This window comes from Microlunatus ginsengisoli (genome assembly GCF_039537205.1).
GTDB lineage: Bacteria > Actinomycetota > Actinomycetes > Propionibacteriales > Propionibacteriaceae > Microlunatus > Microlunatus ginsengisoli.
Genome location: NZ_BAABAB010000033.1, coordinates 52,586 through 72,471 on the forward strand (window position 1 = coordinate 52,586; position 19,886 = coordinate 72,471).

Sequence of the window (19,886 nt, forward strand, 5' to 3'; positions counted from 1 at the left end):
TCCCTCCCTCACTCCGACCCGTTCGCGTGTCCGGGCCGGGTGAGCGGACGGAGTCGGAGTTCGTTCGATCGTCCAGACAGCACCGGGGCCCTCGCTACCCGACGCTCGCCCGCGAGGCGTGCTCGCGCCCGCGCGGGCCCGGGATGGTGCTGTCTTCCTCCCTCCCTCACTCCGACCCGTTCGCGTGTCCGGGCGGGTGGGCGGACGGAGTCGGAGTTCCGGATCCGGCGAGGAGAAGGATGCTGAACGGGCGCTGAGCTTGTCGAAGCGCGCTGAGGGCCGCTGTTCGATAGTCTGCTGGCGTCGGCCGTGGTCGATTCCGGAACAGTGCGACAGAACCGACGGGGCTAGAATCGATGGGAGGGCCGATGAGTGACCCGGCGCAGCTGCGGTTCTCCGTCGTCGTGCCCGCGTACAACGAGGAGGCGTTCCTCGCCGACACGCTCCGATCGCTACGCCACCAGGACTATCGGGGGACGTACGAGATCCTCGTCGTGGACAACAACAGCACCGACGCGACGGCCGAGATCGCCCGCAGCTTCGGGGTCCGGGTGGTCAGCGAACCGGAACCCGGCGTCTGCCAGGCGCGGCAGCGCGGGCTGACCGAGGCCCGCGGCGAGATCGTGGTGTCCGTCGACGCGGACACTCTCTATCCGCCCGACTGGCTGGCCCGGATCGACGCCTCGTTCCGCTCCCGGGATCGCGTGGTCGGGGTCGGCGGGCCGTGCCGCTATCGCGACGCGCCGTGGTGGATCGGCGGCTTCACCACCGTCCTGTTCGGGCTGGTGAACCTGGTCTACCGGGCCAGCGGCTGGCTCGGCTACGTGACCGCCACCAATACCGCGTTTCTGAAGTCGGCGTTCGACGGGTACGACCTGCACCTGACCCAGGGTGGCGACGAGCTCGATCTGCTCCGCCGGCTGCGCAAGCGCGGCCGGATGGTCTGGGACCGCGACAACGAGGTGGCCACCTCCCCCCGCCGGCAGGAGAGCGGGATGCTGCAGACGGTCTTCGTCAGCTTCCTGGTCTTCTATCTCGGCGCGTACTTCTTGAACCGGATCGCCCGCCGGCCCGTGCTCGGCCGGGCGCCCGTGTTCCGGGTCGAGCACGGCCGCCGGCGGCGGTTCCGCTGGGGGGTCGGGGTCGGGGTCGCCGTGCTGGTCACCACGACATTCGGCGTCGCCCGGTATCTGTTGGGATCCTCGTGACCGGCGCGCGCACCCGGTCGCGCGCGTCGACCGGACGAGCGCGCAGCCGGAGCGCCCTGCTGGCGGCAGCCAGCCTGCTGGCCGGCGCCTATTGGGCCGGGTTCGGCGCGCGTTCCCAGCACTTCGGCACCTTCCCGTTCCGCGGCGAAACCGAGCTGCCACTGGTGGCTCTCAGCTTCGACGACGGACCCAACGAGCCGTACACCTCGCGGCTGCTCGACACCCTGGGTGAGAAGGGTGTGCCGGGCACGTTCTTCCAGGTCGGCCGATGCGCCGAGCGCTTCCCCTCGGCCACCCGCCGGGTGGTGGAGGAGGGCCACGTCCTCGGCAACCACAGCTACCGGCACAGCTTCACCAGCTATCTCCGGGCGCCCCGGCAGACCGACGAGATCGCCCGGGCCCAGGACGCGCTCAGCACGATCAGCGGCGTGGCCCCGGCGCTCTACCGGCCCCCGTGGTTGTGCCACTGGCCGTGGGTGCTGCGCTCGGTCGCCGACGCCGGAATGCAGGTCGTCTCCGGTGACTTCGCCCACCCGCTGGAGGTGTTCCAGCCGAAGGCGGGCTGGATGGCTCGCTGGGCGTCCGGGCTGGCCGCGCCCGGTGCGATCCTCATCTTCCACGACGGCTACGAGTCGTACGGCGGTCGCCGGGACCAGTCCGTCGCTGCCATCGGTCCGCTGATCGACATCCTGCGGGATCGCGGATTCGGCTTCACCACCGTAGACCGGCTGCTCGGCGTGCCCGCCTACCAGTCATGACGCCGATCCTCGGAGCCGCGTCGGCGGCCGGACCGGCCGTGATCGACCTGGTCCGGTCGTACTTCTGAGCCGCTTGGCTGCTCCTTCGCCCGGTGCCCCAAGTCGCTTCCAAGTCGCTCACAAGGACTCGAATCCATCGTTGGGTCATCGCCAGCCGGCCGATCCCGGCAGGGCAGGACACGACGAAGGGGAACAGCAATGACCATCGAGTTCGAGCTCACCGAGACCGACATCGCCGCCGCGACCGCGATCGCGCTGCGCGACGTCGACGCCGAGATCCACCTGCCGGGCGACCCGGGGTACGACGCGGCCCGGATGCCGTGGAACGTCGCGGCAGACCTGCGGCCGGCCGCGGTGGCCTACCCGAGCACGGCCCGCGAGGTGTCGCACATCGTCGCGGCCGCCCGTGAGGACGGCCTGCGGATCGCTCCGCAGAGCACCGGTCACAACGCCCACCCGCTGGCCCACCAGCGGCTCGACGACACGGTGATCGTGAAGACCTCGAAGATGACCGGGGTCAGCATCAACCCCGAGACTCGGACCGCTCGGGTCGAGGGCGGTGCGGTCTGGCTGCCGGTGGTCGAGGCCGCCGCGGCGCACGGGCTGGCCGCCCTGCACGGCTCCTCGCCCGACGTCGGCGTGGCCGGCTACTCCCTCGGCGGCGGCATCTTCATGTACGCCCGTCAGCTCGGCATGGCCACGAACAGCCTGACCGCGGTCGAGCTGGTGCTCGCGGACGGCAGCCATGTCCGGGCCGACCGGACGCAGAACGCGGAGCTGTTCTGGGCTCTGCGCGGCGGCGGTGGCAGCTTCGGCGTGGTCACCGCGCTGGAGTTCCGGCTGTATCCGATCGAGACCGCGTACGCCGGCATGCTCGTCTGGGACCAGCGTGACGCCGAGAAGGTGCTGCGCCGCTGGGCCGACTGGGCTCCGGGCGCACCGGACGAGATCACCACGTCGTTCCGGTTGCTGAACCTGCCGCCGATCCCGGACATCCCCGAGCCGTTCCGCGGCCGCCGGCTGGCCGTCATCGACGGTGCGGTGCTGGGCAGCGACGAGCGCGGTGCCGAGCTGGTCGCCGGCCTGCGCGAGCTGCGGCCCGAGCTGGACACGTTCGGACGGGTGTCGGCGCCCGCGCTGGCCCGGCTGCACATGGACCCGGAGGGTCCGACCCCGAGCGCCGGGGAGTCCTCGCTGCTGGCGGCTATGCCCGACGCGGCGGTCGACGCGCTGCTGGCGGAGGTCGGACCGGACACGACGACCAGCCTGCTCGCCACGGAACTGCGCCAGCTCGGCGGGCAGCTGTCCCGGCCGCACCCGAACGGCGGCGCGCTGGACCGGATCGAGGGCGACTTCCTGCTGTTCGGCGTCGGGATGGCCCTGAGCCCGGAGATGGGCGCGCAGGTCGCGGCCGACGCCCGCCGGCTGAACGCGGTGCTGGCGCCGTGGGCAAACGGATCCACCTACCTGAACTTCGCCGAGACCGTGGTCGACGCGAAGACGGGATATGCGGCGGAGAGCTGGAACCGGCTGCGCGCGATCCGGTCGGTCGTCGATCCGGACGGCGTGTTCCAGGCGAACCACGTGGTCCCGCGGCTCTACGAGGACGGTCGGCCCACCGCCTGACCGCCGGGAGCCGATCCGAGCGGCCGCCACCCCCGGTGGCCGTACGCCACAGCGGCGGGCCGGGAGTCGTCAGGCTCCCGGTCCGCCGTTTCGGTCTCCCTCGGCCGGCAGGCCGCCCGCTCGCCGCGGACTGTGGTCGATCCCGGGCACGCGCGTCGCAACCCTGACTCCGACTCCGCGCGCCGGAGGGGGACACCGCACCCCGCGCGCCGGGTGCGGAGTCGCCGTCCGGGGTGCGGAGTCGCGGCGGTGCGGCTGGGTGGGGTGCGGAGTCGGGTTCGGGCGGCCGGGGGCCAAGTTCGCGCGACTTCGACCTGCTCCGCGCTACTCGCTTCACGCGCGAACAAGGTCGAACCCGCGCGAAGACGGCGGCCCGTCCTGCGTGAACCCGCGTCCTGGTGAACCCGCGCGAAGAGGGCCCATCCTGCGTGAACCCCGCGCGGCCGTACGTCGTCTGCTTGGATGAGGCGCCTACGACTCGAGCGGCGACGGAGGAGGTGCGGTGGCCGGCAAAGAGGCGGCCCTTGCCACGTTGCACGACCGCCATGCCGCCGAGTTGTGGCGCTTCGCGATGCGGCTCACCCACGACCGTGAGCAGGCGGCGGACGTGGTGCAGGAGGTGCTGCTCCGGGCCTGGAAGGACCCGGGTCTGCTCGACCGCGACGACGCGGCGGCGCGGGCGTGGCTGTTCACGGCGACCCGCAACCTCGTCATCGACCGGTGGCGCAGCGCCCAGTCCCGGCACGAGGTGACGTCCGGCGTGATGCCCGAGCGGTCGGAGTCGGACGCGACCTCGCGGGTGCTCGACCGGTGGCTGATCGCCGAGGCGCTGAGCACGCTGTCGGAGGAGCATCGCGCGGTCATCGGGGCCGCCTACTTCGAGGGCCGCACCGTGGCCGACATCGCCGTCCGGCTCCGAATTCCGGAGGGAACGGTGAAGAGCCGGTTGCACTATGGACTGCGCACGCTGCGGCTGAGACTGCAGGAACAGGGGGTGACGACGACGTGAGTACGCAGGAGTTCGGTTCGCGGCCACTCCCGCCGGAGCCCGATCGCTATCTGCAGTGGGACGCCGCGTACGTCCTCGGGGCACTGTCGTCGGCGGAGCGCCGGGAGTACGAGCACCACCTCGCCGGGTGCAGCGGCTGTCAGCGGTCGGTGTCGGAGCTGGCCGGGTTGCCCGGACTGCTGGCGCAGGTGTCGCCCGAGGACGCCGCGCTGCTGACCGGTGCCGCCGAACCGTCGGACGCCGAGCCGATGCCGGAGCTGCTGACCGACCTCACCTCGCGGGTGCGGGATCGTCGCCGGCGGCGGATCGCGGTCGCGATCGGGTCGGTCGCGGCGGCACTGGTGCTGCTGATCGGCGGCGTCGGCGTGCTGATCGGCCAGGGGGTCCTCCCGATCGGCACCCAGTCGGACTTCCGGGTCGCGTTCTCGCCCGTGGTCGAGAGCGGGATCACCGCGAACGTCGACGTCACGCCGGGTCGCACCGAGACCAAGTTCCGGCTCGAGTGCCAATACGCCCGTGCCGTTACCGGGTCGTACACCTCGGAGGTCTCGATCTGGATCCGCGACCGCTCGGGAAGCGAGAGCGAGCTGTACAGCTGGTACGCCAAGCCGAACAAGGTGATGCGGCCGAGCGCGACCGCGCGGCTGGCGACGTGGCGGATCGACCGGGTGGAGCTGCGCGACACCCACACCGGGCAGATCCTCTCGACCGCTCCGCTGCGCTGACACTGTTCGCGCGGACCCGCCGCCGGGCCGATGAGTTCCGCTGGCGGCGACGGTCCAGACTTGCAGTCACTGCATCCAGGCTGAGGAGACCTCATGGAGCCGACCATCGTCGACCGTCCAGCGCAGCCATACGTCTCGATCACGGCCCGGGTGCCGATGGCGCGGTTGGGCGAGGTGGTGCCGCCGCTGAACGGCGAGGTCTTCGGCTGGCTCGCCACCCGCGGGATCGACCCCGCCGGCCCCGCGCTGTGGAAGTACAACGTGATCGACATGGCCGGCGAGCTCGAGCTGGAGGCCGGCGTCGCGGTGGCCACCCCCGTCGACGGAGACGATCGGGTCAAGAGCGGCGTCTTGCCGGCCGGGCGGTACGTCGTCGGCCGCTACCGCGGTCACCCGGACGGATTGGAGGGCGCGACCGGCGCGCTGCTGGCCTGGGCCTCGGAGCGCGGCCTGAGCTTCGACGTCAGCGACGCCGGCGGCGAGGAGCGCTGGGCCGCACGGTTGGAGGAGTACCTGACCGATCCGGACGAGGAGCCCGACATGGACAAGTGGGAGACCGACCTGGCGTTCAAGCTGGCCTGACCGACAGCCGGCCCGAGACCATGCTCAGGCGTGCCGGATGAAGTCCTCGACCAGGTCCCTGGCTGTGCTGTCGTCGTACTGCACCGGGGGACTCTTCATGAAATAGGCACTGGGCGCGAGGATCGGCCCGCCGAGGCCCCGGTCGAGCGCGATCTTGCAGGCCCGGATGGCGTCGATGATGACGCCGGCAGAGTTGGGCGAGTCCCACACCTCGAGCTTGTATTCGAGCAGGATCGGCACGTCACCGAAGCCGCGCCCATCCAGACGGACGATCGCGTGCTTGCGATCGGTCAGGAAAGGGACATAGTCGCTCGGCCCGATGTGCACGTCGCCCTCGCGCATGTCGTGGCCGAGTTGCGACGTGACCGACTGTGTCTTGCTGATCTTCTTGCTGACCAACCGGGACCGTTCCAGCATGTTGCGGAAATCCATGTTCCCGCCGACATTCAGCTGATACGTGGATTCCAGGTGGACTCCCCGGTCGTTGAACAGCTTCGCCAAAGCCCGGTGGGTGATCGTCGCGCCGATCTGGCTCTTGATGTCATCACCGATGATCGGCACTCCGGCCGCGGTGAATTTGGCGGCCCATTCGGGGTCGGAGGCAATGAAGACCGGCAACGCGTTGACGAAACCGACTCCGGCGTCGATGGCGCACTGCGCATAGAACTGGTCGGCGATCTCCGAGCCCACCGGAAGGTAGGAGACCAGGACGTCGACGCCCGCCTGGCGGAGCGCCGCGGTGACGTCGACCGGATGTTCGGCGGACTCGACGATCGCGTCCCGGTAATACTCGCCGAGCCCGTCGTGGGTCGGTCCCCGCTGAACCAGCACCCCGGTCGGCGGCACCTCGGCGAACCGGATCGTGTTGTTCTCGCCGGCGAAGATGGCGTCGGCCAGGTCCAGGCCGACCTTTGCCTCGTCGACGTCGAACGCCGCGACGAACTCGAGATCCCCGATGTGATAGTCGCCGAATTGAACATGCATCAAACCGGGAACCTGGCTATCGGCGGGGGCTTTCCGGTAATACTCAACGCCCTGCAGCAAAGAGGATGCGCAGTTGCCGACCCCAACGATGGCTACTCGAACAGGAGACACCGCGCTAGTGTGCCCTGGTCGGGCGGCCCGGTTGATCACCGTCTCGATATCAGAGCCCCGCGGCAAAGGCGCTTGATCGTGTCACCGGCGCGGCGCCGGCGAATCGCCGGTCGATCATGACTGTCGGTGGTATCCGCGAGACTGGCCGCATGCCGGAACTGAGTCGCGACCAGGTAGTGGCCGGACGGATCCATGCCCAGCAACTGGACCGGCCGCCGCCGGCCGGGTCCGAGCCCGAACGCGCACCGACCGATGCCGCCGTGTTCGACCTGGGCGTGCAGGAGACCGGTCGGGATGGGGCGAGCTGGGCGCTGGTCAACCGGGGCGTCCCGCTGGAGTCGCCGGCCGCGCTCTATCGATGCCCCGACGTCTCCCTGGCCTGGACCCTTCGCGGCGCGCCGCACTTCTACCGGCGCTCGGAGCTGGTCGACGTGCTCACCGCGACCTCACCGTTCTCCGACGCCGACGCCGCGAAGCGCGTGATCGGTGCGTCGGGCCCCTGGTCGGAGGCGGGCATTTCCGCGCGAGACGCGCTGGCCGCGGTCGCCGCCGAGCTCCGCGCCGTGGTCGACCGGCCGCGGGTCAAGGGTGAGGTCTCGACCCTGGTCAGCGATCGGCTCGGCGGACCGTACGTCCGCGACTGCCGTCGCTGCGACGCGGTCCACGTCTGGGAGCTGCCGTTCCGGCTGGCCGCCCTGGAGGCCGGGCTCGAGCTCGAACCTGGCACCTCGCCACCGGTGCTGCACCGGATCCGTGGCTGGCCGCGGCGGCGGCCCGGGCCGGTGGACGACCCGAGCGCCGCCCCCGAGCAGCTCCAGCCGATCCGGGCGATCATCCGGCTGCTCGGTCCGATCACCCCGGCCGAGGTCGCGGGATTCTTCGACGGCTCGGTGACCGACGTCAAGCGGCTCTGGCCGGCCGACGCGATCGCGGTACAGGCCGCGGGCCGCAAGGCCTGGGTGCTGGCCGGGGACGAGCCGCCGGAGATCGGCCCCGATCTGGTCCGGCTGCTGGGTCCGTTCGATCTGCTGCTGCAGTCCCGCGATCGGTCCCTGCTGTTGCCGGACAAGGAGCGGCGCAGGGCGCTGTGGCCCTCGCTCGGCCGGCCCGGCGCCGTGCTCGTCGGCACCGAGCTGGTCGGAACCTGGCGGCCACGAGCGTCGGGCCGGCGGTTCGGCATCGAGGCCACCTTCTGGCGGCGGCCGACGAAGGCCGAGCGTGGATCCATCGACCTGGAGGCCGAGCGGCTGGCCGCTCACCGCGGAGCGGAGTTCGCCGGCGTGGCGACCGGCTGACCGGGTGCGACGGCCGGCAACGGCGACGGCCCGCGCGAGCCGGGTCTTGCGCGCCGCCCGGAACAGGAGAATCGTCGGCGGCAGCACGGTGTCGCGGCCGCGGCGCCCGACGAGCCGGCACGAGCCGATCCGGAAAGGTTTCGATGGCGACTGACCTCCCGTCCCTCAGGCGGGCCGCGAACGAGGCCCGGATCGGCTGGCAGCCAGGCGAGACAGTGCATGTCGGGATGTCGCGGCTGCAGGCGAGGTCCCGGCTCGGTGCGATCCCGCCGGGAGGCCCGGCCGCCCTGCAGCAACGGGAGGAGGCAGCGCGCGCCGGGCTGGCTGCGGCCGACGCCGGCGCCGCCGACCGGGCCGGCGGGCAGGCGGCGGCTCCGCCGGCGAAGTTCGACTGGCGGAACGTGTCGGGCGCTAGCTATGTCTCCCCGGTCGTGGATCAGGCCGGCTGCGGGTCGTGCGTGGCGTTCGGCGCCACCGCTGTGCTCGAGTCGATGGTCCGGATCGCGGCGAAGGAGCCGGCGCTGCGGGTGGACCTGTCGGAGGCGTACGTCTACTTCTGCCTCGGACCCGACCACGGCGCCATCCCGTGCCCTGACGGCGGCTGGTGGCCCGACGACGCCCTCGCCGCGATGCACCACGGTGGCGTCACCGACGAGCTCAACTACCGCTACAGCGACGTCGACCAGCCGTGCCGGCGCGGATCGGACTGGTCCTCGCGGCTGACGACGTTCGACCACTGGACGACCCGGTCGACCATCGCCGCGATGAAGACCTACCTCGCCACGGTGGGGCCGATGTCGGCCTGCTTCACGATCTACGAGGACTTCTTCTACTACTACACCGGCGGCGTCTACACCTATCACGAGAGCACGTCCGGCGACGTGATCGGCGGCCACTGCGTCCAGATCGTCGGCTACGACGACGCCCAGCACTGCTGGATCGCCAAGAACAGCTGGGGCAAGGAGTGGGGCGAGAACGGCTACTTCCGGATCGCGTACGGCAGTGCCGGGATCGACGCCGAGATGTGGGGGATCGACGGCACGATCGCCTCGCCGCTGATCCGGACCACACTGCGCGTGGTCGGCGCCGGCGGCGGCAACGTCTGGCACACCCAGCGCACCGGGAACGGCAGCTGGCAGACGGCGGTGAACCGGCTCGACACCGGCACGCCGGGCGACCCGGGCAGCTTCACCGCGGTCAGCGCGGCCGCGTCGATCAACCGGTTGCACGTGGTCGGGCTGGTCGGCGGCAAGCTGTGGTACACCCGGCAGCGGGCAGGTGCCGGCTGGGCGACGTGGGAGAGCCCGAGCGCTCCGAAGCCCGGCGGAGTCAGCGGCTGGACCGCACTGAGTTGTGCCGCACTCGGCGACAGCCTCGACGTGATCGCGTTGGCCGGCGGCGCGATCTGGTATCTCCGCCGGCAGCCGGACGCGACCTGGCAGCAGACCTGGAACCGGGTCACCCCGACCAGTGGCGGTCCCGGCGCGTTCACAGCCCTGAGCAGCGTCAGCGTCGGCTACCAGACCAACGTCATCGGGCTGGCCGGCGGCCGGCCCTGGCAGACCACCCGGCGCAGCGACGGAACCTGGACGGCCCTGACCGAGATCAAGCCGGGCTCCGGTCCGACGCCCGGGGCGTTCGCCGCGCTGAGCGCGGCGAGCGTCGACGGCAGGCTGAACCTGGTGGCGCTCAGCGGCGGGCGGCCGTACCAGCTCGAACGGTCGGCGGCCGGCGCCTGGGGCTCCTACCGCGAGCTCACCTCGACCAACCCGGCGGTGCCGACCAGCTTCTCCTCGGTCGCCTGCGCCGACGTAGGCAAACTGCTGCAGGTCGTGGCGATCTCCGGCGGGAAGCTGTGGCACACGCTGCGCCAGGCCGACGGAACCTGGCAGAGCTCGTTCGGAAACCTCGGCGCGGCCCTGACCGGGGAGCCCGCCACGACCGTCTCGGTGGACTGCGCGTGAGCGCCGAGGGCGAGTTGCCGGACGCCCTGCGGCTGAGCGTCGGCGAGCGGCACGAGGTGGCCATGCCGGGGCTCGGCACCGCGGGCTACCGCTGGGACGAGGAGCTGACCGGCGATGCCGGTGCGGTCGCGGTCGAGTGGCAGCGAGGCATGTCGGCGGAGGAGGCGCGCGGCCGGCCGGTCGGGTCGAGCGCGCCCGAGCGGATCGCGCTGACGGCAACGGCGCCCGGCCACGTGACCGTCCGGCTGAGCCAGCGGCGGCCCTGGGAAAGCGGCCCGCCGCGAGCCGAGCACACGATCGAGATCGACGTCACCCCACCCTGAGCCTCCGAGCTCCGCCCCACCGAAAGGACCCAACCCATGGCCGATCACGTCTACCGCGTTACCGAGATCGTCGGTACGTCCTCCGACGGCATCGACGCCGCCATCCGCAACGGCATCGACCGTGCCGCTCGGACCCTGCACGGGCTCGACTGGTTCGAGGTCACCGAGATCCGCGGTCACCTGGACGACGGCCAGATCGCCCACGTGCAGGTCGGGCTCAAGGTGGGCTTCCGGCTGGACGACTCCGACTCCGTGTAGCGACCTTCACCGAGTTGTCAGGTTCTCAGCGCGCTATAGCGCGCTGAGAACCTGACAACTCGCCGGGAGGAGGGGGAGCGGGGGCGGGGGTCAGGGGGTCTCCCAGACCACCTCGTCGGGCGACTTGTCCGGCCGCCAGCCCTTCCAGACCGGGTGGCGCAGCTTGCCCGCGGAGGTGAGCTCGACGTACTCGACCTCGCCCACCTGCGACGGGGTGATCCAGTGCGCGTCCCGCGCGTCCTGCGCCGGTACGTCGATCATCGGGCTGGTCTTCCGGGCCAGCCGGGCCACCAGCGTGTCGATCTCGGCCAGCCCGTGGTCGCTGAACCCCGATCCGACCCGGCCGACGTAGCGCAGCCCCTCCGGCGACGGAACGCCGACCAGCAGCGAGCCGACCCCGCCGTCGCGGCGGCCCTGGCCGGGTCGCCAGCCGCCGACCACCACCTCCTGGGTCTGTCGGTGCTTGATCTTCAGCCAGGTGTGCCCGCGCCGGCCGGTCTGGTAGATCGAGTCGCGGCGCTTGGCGACCACGCCCTCGAGGTGCAGCGCCCGGCTGGTCTCCATTGCCGCGGTCAGGTCGCCCTCGAAGATCGGCGGCACGACCACCCGTGATCCGGGACGGTCGGGCACCAGCGCGCCGAGCGCGTCACGGCGTGCGAGATACGGGCGCCGGGCCCAGGACGTACCGTCCAGCGCGACCAGGTCGAACAGCATCAGCCGCGCCGGATACTTTCGCGCGGCCGCGGTGATGTCACCGGGTCGGGTCAGGTTGATCCGCGGCTGGAGCAGCCCGAAGCTCGGCGCCCCCTGCCCGTCCAGCACGACGATCTCGCCGTCCAGGATCGCGGAGTCGCAGCCGATCGCGGCCAGGTCGTCGATCAGGTCCGGGTACGTCGCGGTCTCGTCCCGGCCCTTCCGCGACTGCAGCCTGACCTCCCCGCCGGCCAGGTAGACCACGACCCGGACGCCGTCCCACTTCATCTCGAACGCCCAGTCGTCCTCGTCGCCGACGTCGGAGGTCGTACCGGGAGTGGCGAGCATCGGGCTGATCGGCTCCGGGAAGGCCGATCGGCCCTGCCCCTGCTCCCCGGCCGGATCCAGCGCCATCCGGTGCATCAGCCAGTTCCGCTCGGCTCGGCCACCGCCCTTGCCGGTGTGGATCAGCGCGAACTTGGCCGGACCGCCCAGGCCCCCGTCGGGGCGGCCGAACAGGGTGACGATCACCTCCTTGCCGTCCCGCCACTTCTGGGTGGTGTACGTCCCCGCGTCCCAGATGCTGACCTGACCACCGCCGTACTCGCCGCGTGGGATCGACCCCTCGAAGCTGCCGTACTCCAGCGGGTGGTCCTCGGTCTGCACCGCCAGATGGTTCACCTTCGGATCGGTCGGCGGCGACTTCGGCACCGCCCAGCTGACCAGCACCCCGTCCCGTTCGAGCCGGAAGTCCCAGTGCAGCGCCCGGGCGTGGTGCTCCTGGATCACGAACGTCGGCGCGTCGTCCGGTCCGCGGACGGCGATCGACTCACCCTCGGCCGGCACCGGCTCGGGCGTCTTGCCGGCGTCCCTCATGCTGCGATAGGTGGCCAGCCGGTCCGGGCCGGAACGCGACCCGCCCGAGCCCACCGGGGCCAGCGGCGCGAACGGGTCGATCCCGTCGGCCACCCTGCTGAGCACCTGGTCGTACTCCAGCTGCGCCAGGTCCGGGTCGGCCAGCTCGGCCCAGGTCCGCGGCGCGGCGACGGTCGGCCGGCTCCGGCCGCGCAACGAGTACGGCGACACCGTGGTCTTCGCCCCGTTGTTCTGGCTCCAGTCGATGAACACCTTGCCGTCGCGGCCGGACCGCTTCATCACCGCCGTTACCCGGTCGCCGTGGTCCGCCTCCAGGGCGAGCGCGAGCTGCCGGGCCAGCTCGGTCGCCTCCTCGGAGGTCTGCGACCCGTCCAGCGGGGCGTACAGGTGGATGCCCTTGCTGCCGGAGGTGACCGGCACCGGGTCGTGACCGATGTCGGCCAGGATCTCGCGGACCCAGCCGGCGACCTCGGCACACTCGGCGAGGCTCACCCCCTCACCCGGGTCGAGGTCCAGCACCAGCCGGTCCGGGCGCTGCGGCGTGCCGTCGTTGTCGAACCGCCACTGCGGGACGTGCAGCTCCAGGGCGGCCAGCTGGGCGAGCCAGGTCAGGGTGGCGAGGTCGTTCACCACCGGGTACGCGTTGTCGTGATCGCGGTGCTCGATGACGTACCTGCTCACCCAGTCCGGGGTGCCCGTGGCCAGGTCCTTGTTGAAGAACACCGGACCTTGGTGGTCGGGGGTGCCGACCCCGTCCGGCCAGCGCTTGCGGGTGGCCGGCCGCTGCCACAGGTGCGGCAACATCACTGCCGCGACCGACGCGTAGTAGCTGATCACGTCCGCCTTGGTGGTTCCTCCGCTGCCGGTCGAGCTCCCCGGATACAGCACCTTGGACAGATTGGTCAGCTTGATCGTGTGCCCGTCGACGACGACCGCCTGGTTGTCCGCGTCGGCCGCCATGCCCCCATCCTGCCCTCCCCGCCTCTCCCTCCGTCGGAAACTGTGCGCGTCTTGCAGCGACACGCCGCCCAGGACTGCAAGAGCTGCACAGTTTCCCGACGGCCGGCGGCGGGAAACACTGGAGCATGCGAGCGATCTGGAAGGGCGCGATCACGTTCGGGCTGGTCAGCGTCCCGGTGAAGCTGTATACCGCGACCGAGGACCACGACGTTCATCTGCATCAGGTGCACGACGCCGACGGCGGCCGGATCCGCTATCAGCGCCGGTGCGAGGTCTGCGGCCGGATCGTTGACTACGAGCACATCGACAAGGCGTTCGAAGAGGGCGGCACGACGGTGGTGCTGACCGAGGACGACCTCAGCGCGCTGCCGGAGGAGCGCAGCCGTGAGATCGAGGTCGTCGAGTTCGTGCCGTCGCAACAGATCGACCCGATCATGTTCGACCGGAGCTACTTCCTCGAGCCGGACAAGGCAGCCGTGAAGGCGTACGCCCTGCTGCGCCGCACGCTGGAGGAGACCGAGCGGACCGCGATCGTGCAGTTCTCGCTGCGGCAGAAGACGAGGCTCGGCGCGCTGCGCGCCCGCGACAAGGTGCTGATGCTGCAGTCGCTGCTCTGGGACGACGAGGTACGTGAGGCCGACTTCTCGGTGCTGGACACCGACGTCCGGGTGTCGGCGAACGAGCTCGAGATGGCCACGTCGCTGGTGGAGAACCTGTCGGCGGACTTCGCGCCGGACAAGTTCAGCGACGACTACCAGGAGCAGCTGCGCCAGCTTGTCGCCGCCAAGCTCGAGCAGGGCGAGGCTCTGGACACCGCAGCGACGTTCGGTGAGGAGTCCGAGGGTGGCAACGGCGGGGCCGAGGTGATCGACCTGATGGAGGCCCTGAAGCGCAGCGTCGAGGCGAACCGGGCCAAGCGGGGCTCGGAATCGAGCCCGGCCAAGAAGGCATCGACCAAGAAGACGGCCTCGGCCAAGAAGAAGAGCGCCGCCAAGAAGACGGCGGCCAAGAAGACCGCACCGGCCAAGAAAAGCGCACCGGCCAAGAAGACCGCTGGTCGGAGAAACTGACCCGAATTCGCCGCTCGAACGCTCCTCGAGGCCGATTCCTGCCCCAAACGACGATCGAGCGGCAAGAACGCGTCACAGTGGTCGTGGTCGGTCGGTTGCTCTAGGCCCGGGTCAGCCGGGCGGGATCGGCGGCGCCCAACCCGGTCGCTTGACCAGGCAGAACGGATGACCGGCCGGGTCGGCGTAGGTGTCGTCGCGCAGGTGCCGAGCGCCGAGCGCCACCACTTCCCGACCGGCCGCGGCCACGTCCTCCACCATCACGTCGAGATGGACCTGTTGCGGTATCTCGGCGTCCGGCCAGGTCGGCGCGATGTGGTCGGGAGCGAGCTGGAACGCGAGACCGGAGTGATGATCGTCGGCCGCGACCACCACCCACTCCTCGTCGGCGTACGTGATCGGCTGGCCGAGCAGCGCGCTATAGAACCGCGCGACGCGGATCGGGTCCGGGCAGTCCAGCGCGACGTGGTGCAGCCGTCCGATCATTTCTCGTCCTTCCGAGGGTCAAGCCGCGAAGATCGGCGGCAAGGCGAACAGCATGGTCATCGACCAGGTGATGTGAGTCAGGATCGGCGCGAGCACGCCGCCGCCGGCCCGCCGCTGCAGCCCCACCACCAGGCCGAGCACCAGCGCGGCGAAGACCAGCACCGGATTGCCCCCGGCGACGGTCGCCAGGCCGTACAACAAGGTGGAGATCAGCACCGGGTGCCGGACGCCGATCGCGGCGAACAGTGCTCCGCGGAAGAACAGCTCCTCGGCGATGCCGTTCACCAGCGTGATCGCGGTGATGATCGCGATGCTGCCGTAGCGGGCATAGCCCAGCACGTCCTCGGCGAGGCCGGCCAGCGGTGGGATCAGCCGGAACACCAGCGCGCCGACGATGAAGACCGCGGCCAGCAGCAGGCCGACCACGATCGGGGCGATGATCGGCCGGCGCAGCTCGCCCCGCGACAGGATCCGGCCCAGATGCAGCGGGCCGGACGCGAAGCTGCCGATCACCCACACCGCAGCGAGGCCGAACGTCAGCGGATAGAACGTGGGGTCACCCGGATCGACCGAGAACGACAGCCCGAGCAGGGTCGCGCCGACCACGATCGTCACCCCCACGACGATCCGCCGGCGCAGGAACTGGCCGTCGGACTGGCGGTGGTCCCGTTCGACCTTGTCGATCAGCACCGGCCGGACCAGGCCGAGGGCGCGTCCGATCAGCCGTGCCCGGCGCGAGGCGGGACTCGCCGGGGCGGGCGGTTGCTCGGCCGGGGCGTCAGGCCGACTCACGACGATCATGTTCCGCGTACGCCAGCCGGACGGCGTCGTCGTAGCTCATCGGTTCGATCGGGACGACCGAGCTGATCGAGTGATCGGTGACGATCACCTCGTTGCTCATCGAGTCCACCAGGTTTCGCCCGGTGGCGGTGTCGACGTCGGTGACCAGCGACAACCACCGCGACGACAGCCGCGGGGTCAGCATCGGCACCACCAAGATCAGCAGCTGCCGGTTCAGCCGGATCCGGGCGACCCGCTCCATCATCTCCGCGTACGTCAACACCTCCGGCCCGCCGATCTCGTACGTCCGGCCCACGGCCTCGTCCGACTCCAGCACGCCGATCAGGTAGTCGATCACGTCCGGCAGCGCGATGGGCTGGGTTCGGGTCGCGACCCACCGCGGCGTCACCATCGCCGGCAACCGCTCGACCAGCTGGCGGGTGATCTCCCAGGAGATCCCGCCGTCACCGATCACGATCGCGGCCCGGAGCACCGTCACCGGGACCCCGCCGGTGCCGAGCAGCTCCTCGACCTCGCGCCGCGAGCGGAGGTGCTCCGACAGCTCCGGCGAGTCGGCACCGAGCCCGCCCAGGTAGATGATCCGTTCGACACCGGCATCGGCGCACGCCGTGCCGAACGCGCGCGCGGCGGCCGCGTCCTTGGTGCGGAAGTCGTCACTGGCCAGCGAATGGACGAGATAGTACGCAGCGGTCACTCCCGACAGGGCGTCTCGCAGCGATTCGGGGTCGGCCACGTCGCCGTAGATCGGCTTGCCGGCGCCGCGGTAGTCGTCCGGGCGGCGCGTCATGGCCCGGACCTCGTGGCCCGCATCGACCAGCGCTGCGGCGAGGCGTGAGCCGACGAATCCGGAGGCTCCGGTCACCAGCACCGTCGTCATCTCTGCTCCCGTCCTGGTGGGTGGTGCGCTGGGGTGGTCGTTCGGCTTGTGGTTTCGGATCGTGGCTCCGGGTCGTGCCGGGGCCGCGGTCTTGACCCTTTCGCTTACCCTTCGGCCCGGATTCCACCCATGGACGCATCCGGGCCGAACTCGGATCCCGTGGACCGCCTCGGATCCCCTGCAACGGATCCGAGGCGGCACAGGGGATCCGAAGATCGGGGCGAGAGTGGGGCGGGGCGGGGGCCGGCGCAGGGCGGGGTCACTCGGTCAGGCCGAGGCGCACCACCTCCCGCAGCATCCGCTCGAAGGTCGGCCGGTCGCCGGCGCCGGCCAGCCCTCGCTGGACCTCCGCACCGGTGCCCTCGGCCCGGATCCGCTGCAGCCCTTCGCGGACGCGGTCGGCGTCCCCGGCGGCGACCAGCGCTTCCTGCAACTCCGCAACCAGCCCGTCGACCACCTCCCAGGCCGGCCGCGGCTCGCCGCCGAGCGGGTCGAGCAGCGTGTCGTCCAACCCGAACCGGCTGGCCCGCCAGGTGGCCAGCCGGATCAGGTCGGAGGAGACCTCCGGTGCGGGTCGACCGGCTCGCCAGTCCTCGCCGGCGGTGTCCGCCAGCGCCCGCACCAGCGCGGCGATCAGGACGGTGTCGTCGACCCGCAAGCAGACGTCGGCCACCCGCACCTCGACGGTCGGGTAGTTCCGGGACAGCCGTGCGTCGAAATAGATCATCCCCTCGTCCATCGGTACGTCGGTCCGCAACAGCGCGTCGACGTAGCGCCGGTAGGCCGCCGCGCTGCCCAGCACCGGGGTCGGACCGGCGGTGGGGAAGCGGTGCCAGGCCTGGGTCCGGAAGCTCGCGTACCCGCTGTCGGTCCCCTGCCAGAAAGGGGAGTTGGCCGACAGCGCGACCAGGATCGGCAACCGGCTGCGGATCCGGTCCAGGATCGCGACGCCCTCGTCGGGGGAGGACACGTCGACGTGCACGTGACAGCCGCAGGTCAGCTGCTCCGCCGTGGTCAGCCCGAGGTGCTCGGCCATCCGCTGGTAGCGCGGCTTGATCGTCGTCCGCGGCACCACCGGAACCGGACAGGTGGCAATCGGAGCGATGCGCGCACCGCGTTCGAGCGCGAGCGCGTCGGCACGGGCGCGGAACTCCACCAGCTGCCGGCGGAGCGTGCCGAGGTCGGTGGTAGCCGGGGTCCCGATCTCGATCTGCTGCTGCTGCAGCTCGGCCTCGACCCCGCCCGACTCCGTCCCACCGGCGTCCTCGTCGCCGTCGGAGAGGATCAGGCCGGCGACGGCTCGCGGTCGATGGTCCTCGGCGTCGACCAGCAGCAGTTCCTCCTCGACGCCGACGGTTCGCATGGGGGACAGTCTGCTGGCCACCGGATCGACCGGTCACCTCGGGCCGATGTCGTCGATCGACCTCACACGCCGCGAACAGAGCCCGGAAAGCGTTCTCTCACCACGTCCGCGGTCGCTGAGCGACATCCGCCGGATCAGCCGTCCGGCGCCGCGGCCGGTCGGGATAGCGTGGCCGGGTGCCCACCGTCGACTTCTGGTTCGATCCCGGATGCCCCTTCACCTGGCGCACGAGCCGCTGGCTCTCCGACGTCTCCGCGCGCCGCGGGATCGAGGTGAACTGGCAGCTGATGAGCCTCTGGGAGCTCAACAAGGACAAGGAGGTCCCGGCGGAGTCGCGGGCTCCGATGGAGGCGTTGCGCACCGTCGGGCTCGTCTTGGAGACGGTCCGGCAGCGGCACGGCAATGCCGCACTGGCCGCCGCCTATACCGCGATCGGCACCAGGCTGCACGACAGCAACCAGCAGCCCGACGAGGCCACCGTGAAGGCGGCGCTGGCCGACGACGGGCTGCCGGCGCACCTGATCGAGGACAGTCGCGCGCCCGACATCGCCGCCGCCCTGGCCGAGAGTCATGCCCGGGCCCAGGCCAGCGTCGGTCAGGAGACGGGCAGCCCGGTCCTCGCCGTCGATGGCCGGCCGGGCTTCTTCGGCCCGATCGTGGTCCCGATCCCCACCGGCGACGATGCCGACAAGCTGCTCGACGCCGTGCTCGCCCTCTCCCAGGTGCCGGCGTTCAGGGAGCTGAAGCGCGCCCGGCAGCCTTTCTGAGCTGATCGACCTTTCTGAGCTGCTCGCCCTTTCTGAGCTGATCGGGGCGCGTCCGGGCCGGTGAGCGGGCCGGCCCGAGACCGACCGTCCGTCCCGACCGCTCCCGCCGGATGTCTCGCAGCAGATGGCGCGCGTCGCGGTCGAGGCCGTGCAGGGCGGCCGAGGAAACGCTGTACTGGAAGGACAGTCCGAGGAAGTACAGCCCGGGAACGGCGGTGATTCCGCGGACCTGCTGGACCTGGCCGTACGGATCGAAGATCGGCAGGTCGATCCAGGAGTGCTCGGGCCGGAAGCCGGTGCACCAGATCACCGTGCGCGGCCGGAACACCGTCCCGTCCTCGGCCCGCGGCAGGCCGTCGACCACGTCGGTGATCAGACCGGTCCGGCGCACTCCCGCGGCCACGAGGTCGCGGCGTCGGTAGCGGATCAGCGGCGTGCCGCGGCGCAGCAGCCGGCGGTGCAGATGGCGACCGGCCGGGTTGCCCAGGGTGAGCACGTGCAGGAAGCCGAACATCACCAGCGGCATCACCGCGCGGACGAGCAGCGAGTCCAGCGCCAGCGGCAGCTGGCCCGGATGCGGCCCGGCCAGCACGGTCGGCAGGCCCGCCCGGGCGACGTCGATCGCCACGTCGGAGCCGGCAGTGCCGGCACCGACGACGAGCACCTCGCCCTCCAGGCCCGCCGGCGAGCGATAGCCCGACGCGTCCAGCTGGGCGATCTCAGGGTCGAGCAACCTGGAGAACGCCGGTCGCTCGGATCGGACCAGGGATCCGGTGGCCACCACCACCCGATCGGCGGTGAAGGTCTCGCGGGGCGTCTCGATCACGAAGCGATCCGCGTCGCGGCTCAGCCGGCGGACCCGGGTGTTCCGCCGGATCGGCAGCTGGAAGTGCTCGGCGTAGCGCTCCAGGTAGTCCGCGACCTGGTCCTTGGTCGGATAGCTCGGCGTCGTGATCGGCAGCCCGGGCAGGCTTGCGTAGCGCGGCAGGCTGAACAGCCGCAGCGAGTCCCAACGCCGGCGCCAGGTGTCACCGGTCCGCTCCTCGGCGTCGAGGATGACGAACGGCTCGGCAGTCCGGCGCAGGTGATAGCCCATGGCGAGCCCCGACTGACCACCGCCGATCACCACCGTCGGCAGGTGTGTCGTTGGCAC

At 71.2% G+C, this 19,886-nt stretch carries 19 protein-coding genes; 12 read left to right on the forward strand and 7 right to left on the reverse strand.

What is annotated here, in order from left to right:
- The first annotated feature begins 368 nt into the window (after positions 1-368).
- From ABD747_RS20210 to ABD747_RS20235, 6 genes are all read left to right on the forward strand, one after another.
- The gene (locus ABD747_RS20210) at positions 369-1,208 is read left to right on the forward strand and encodes a glycosyltransferase family 2 protein (protein ID WP_344807988.1); all 840 of its coding nucleotides are present in this window, start codon (positions 369-371) and stop codon (positions 1,206-1,208) included.
- Positions 1,205-1,966, forward strand: a complete 762-nt coding sequence (locus ABD747_RS20215; RefSeq protein ID WP_344807990.1) for a polysaccharide deacetylase family protein — start codon at positions 1,205-1,207, stop codon at positions 1,964-1,966. Before ABD747_RS20210 ends, ABD747_RS20215 begins: the two co-directional genes overlap by 4 nt.
- 198 nt (positions 1,967-2,164) lie before the next feature.
- Positions 2,165-3,592 (forward strand): FAD-binding oxidoreductase, encoded by a 1,428-nt coding sequence (locus tag ABD747_RS20220; RefSeq protein ID WP_344807992.1) that lies wholly within the window; start codon positions 2,165-2,167, stop codon positions 3,590-3,592.
- Between the two features lie 502 nt (positions 3,593-4,094).
- Positions 4,095-4,601, forward strand: a complete 507-nt coding sequence (locus ABD747_RS20225; RefSeq protein WP_344807994.1) for a sigma-70 family RNA polymerase sigma factor — start codon at positions 4,095-4,097, stop codon at positions 4,599-4,601.
- Positions 4,598-5,326 (forward strand): anti-sigma factor family protein, encoded by a 729-nt coding sequence (locus ABD747_RS20230; protein WP_344807996.1) that lies wholly within the window; start codon positions 4,598-4,600, stop codon positions 5,324-5,326. The genes ABD747_RS20225 and ABD747_RS20230 overlap by 4 nt, the downstream gene beginning before the upstream one ends.
- Positions 5,327-5,419: 93 nt before the next feature.
- Positions 5,420-5,908, forward strand: a complete 489-nt coding sequence (locus ABD747_RS20235; RefSeq protein ID WP_344807998.1) for a GyrI-like domain-containing protein — start codon at positions 5,420-5,422, stop codon at positions 5,906-5,908.
- 24 nt (positions 5,909-5,932) lie between these two features.
- Here ABD747_RS20235 and ABD747_RS20240 read toward each other — a convergent pair whose 3' ends face one another.
- The gene (locus tag ABD747_RS20240) at positions 5,933-7,003 is read right to left on the reverse strand and encodes an inositol-3-phosphate synthase (RefSeq protein WP_344808000.1); all 1,071 of its coding nucleotides are present in this window, start codon (positions 7,001-7,003) and stop codon (positions 5,933-5,935) included.
- A 149-nt stretch (positions 7,004-7,152) separates the two neighbouring features.
- Here ABD747_RS20240 and ABD747_RS20245 point away from each other — a divergent pair, with 149 nt between their 5' ends.
- From ABD747_RS20245 to ABD747_RS20260, 4 genes are all read left to right on the forward strand, one after another.
- A complete protein-coding gene (locus tag ABD747_RS20245) occupies positions 7,153-8,298 on the forward strand; it encodes a DNA glycosylase AlkZ-like family protein (RefSeq protein ID WP_344808002.1) in 1,146 nt (381 codons plus the stop codon).
- A gap of 143 nt (positions 8,299-8,441) precedes the next feature.
- The gene (locus tag ABD747_RS20250) at positions 8,442-10,262 is read left to right on the forward strand and encodes a C1 family peptidase (protein ID WP_344808004.1); all 1,821 of its coding nucleotides are present in this window, start codon (positions 8,442-8,444) and stop codon (positions 10,260-10,262) included.
- The gene (locus ABD747_RS20255) at positions 10,259-10,585 is read left to right on the forward strand and encodes a protease inhibitor I42 family protein (protein ID WP_344808006.1); all 327 of its coding nucleotides are present in this window, start codon (positions 10,259-10,261) and stop codon (positions 10,583-10,585) included. Before ABD747_RS20250 ends, ABD747_RS20255 begins: the two co-directional genes overlap by 4 nt.
- A 36-nt stretch (positions 10,586-10,621) precedes the next feature.
- Positions 10,622-10,843 carry a dodecin gene (locus ABD747_RS20260; RefSeq protein WP_344808008.1) on the forward strand — a complete coding sequence of 74 codons (222 nt, stop codon included), beginning with the start codon at positions 10,622-10,624 and terminating at the stop codon, positions 10,841-10,843.
- Between the two features lie 90 nt (positions 10,844-10,933).
- Here the strand turns inward: ABD747_RS20260 and ABD747_RS20265 are convergent, their stop codons facing one another.
- Complete coding sequence (locus tag ABD747_RS20265; RefSeq protein ID WP_344808010.1) at positions 10,934-13,372, reverse strand: ATP-dependent DNA ligase; 2,439 nt, start codon at positions 13,370-13,372, stop codon at positions 10,934-10,936.
- Between the two features lie 125 nt (positions 13,373-13,497).
- Between ABD747_RS20265 and ku the strand changes: the two genes are divergently transcribed.
- Complete coding sequence (gene ku, locus ABD747_RS20270) at positions 13,498-14,442, forward strand: non-homologous end joining protein Ku (protein ID WP_344808012.1); 945 nt, start codon at positions 13,498-13,500, stop codon at positions 14,440-14,442.
- A 111-nt stretch (positions 14,443-14,553) separates the two neighbouring features.
- Here the strand turns inward: ku and ABD747_RS20275 are convergent, their stop codons facing one another.
- The 4 genes from ABD747_RS20275 to ABD747_RS20290 all read right to left on the reverse strand — a co-directional run bounded on the left by ABD747_RS20275 (position 14,554) and on the right by ABD747_RS20290 (position 17,966).
- Positions 14,554-14,925, reverse strand: a complete 372-nt coding sequence (locus tag ABD747_RS20275) for a VOC family protein (RefSeq protein ID WP_344808014.1) — start codon at positions 14,923-14,925, stop codon at positions 14,554-14,556.
- 18 nt (positions 14,926-14,943) lie between these two features.
- A complete protein-coding gene (locus ABD747_RS20280; protein ID WP_344808016.1) occupies positions 14,944-15,717 on the reverse strand; it encodes a CPBP family intramembrane glutamic endopeptidase in 774 nt (257 codons plus the stop codon).
- Positions 15,704-16,603: an NAD(P)H-binding protein gene (locus ABD747_RS20285; RefSeq protein ID WP_344808018.1), complete on the reverse strand. Its 900-nt coding sequence runs from the start codon at positions 16,601-16,603 to the stop codon at positions 15,704-15,706. Before ABD747_RS20285 ends, ABD747_RS20280 begins: the two co-directional genes overlap by 14 nt.
- A 259-nt stretch (positions 16,604-16,862) precedes the next feature.
- Positions 16,863-17,966 carry a carboxylate-amine ligase gene (locus ABD747_RS20290; protein ID WP_344808020.1) on the reverse strand — a complete coding sequence of 368 codons (1,104 nt, stop codon included), beginning with the start codon at positions 17,964-17,966 and terminating at the stop codon, positions 16,863-16,865.
- A 176-nt stretch (positions 17,967-18,142) separates the two neighbouring features.
- On the opposite strand from ABD747_RS20290, the gene ABD747_RS20295 reads away from it, so the two are divergent.
- A complete protein-coding gene (locus tag ABD747_RS20295) occupies positions 18,143-18,733 on the forward strand; it encodes a mycothiol-dependent nitroreductase Rv2466c family protein (protein WP_344808022.1) in 591 nt (196 codons plus the stop codon).
- Here the strand turns inward: ABD747_RS20295 and ABD747_RS20300 are convergent.
- Entirely contained in the window at positions 18,699-19,886 is a 1,188-nt protein-coding gene (locus tag ABD747_RS20300; RefSeq protein ID WP_344808024.1) for a flavin-containing monooxygenase, read from the reverse strand. The two genes, ABD747_RS20295 and ABD747_RS20300, sit on opposite strands and share 35 nt — an antisense overlap.

Bases quoted from the DNA above. Each gene is read 5' to 3' on its own strand.
- ABD747_RS20210 (WP_344807988.1), top strand. From the start codon at position 369: ATGAGTGACCCGGCGCAGCTGCGGTTCTCCGTCGTCGTGCCCGCGTAC.
- ABD747_RS20220 (WP_344807992.1), top strand. From the start codon at position 2,165: ATGACCATCGAGTTCGAGCTCACCGAGACCGACATCGCCGCCGCGACC.
- ABD747_RS20235 (WP_344807998.1), top strand. From the start codon at position 5,420: ATGGAGCCGACCATCGTCGACCGTCCAGCGCAGCCATACGTCTCGATC.
- ABD747_RS20245 (WP_344808002.1), top strand. From the start codon at position 7,153: ATGCCGGAACTGAGTCGCGACCAGGTAGTGGCCGGACGGATCCATGCC.
- ABD747_RS20250 (WP_344808004.1), top strand. From the start codon at position 8,442: ATGGCGACTGACCTCCCGTCCCTCAGGCGGGCCGCGAACGAGGCCCGG.
- ABD747_RS20260 (WP_344808008.1), top strand. From the start codon at position 10,622: ATGGCCGATCACGTCTACCGCGTTACCGAGATCGTCGGTACGTCCTCC.
- ABD747_RS20265 (WP_344808010.1), bottom strand. From the start codon at position 13,372: ATGGCGGCCGACGCGGACAACCAGGCGGTCGTCGTCGACGGGCACACG.
- ku (WP_344808012.1), top strand. From the start codon at position 13,498: ATGCGAGCGATCTGGAAGGGCGCGATCACGTTCGGGCTGGTCAGCGTC.
- ABD747_RS20275 (WP_344808014.1), bottom strand. From the start codon at position 14,925: ATGATCGGACGGCTGCACCACGTCGCGCTGGACTGCCCGGACCCGATC.
- ABD747_RS20285 (WP_344808018.1), bottom strand. From the start codon at position 16,603: ATGACGACGGTGCTGGTGACCGGAGCCTCCGGATTCGTCGGCTCACGC.
- ABD747_RS20290 (WP_344808020.1), bottom strand. From the start codon at position 17,966: ATGCGAACCGTCGGCGTCGAGGAGGAACTGCTGCTGGTCGACGCCGAG.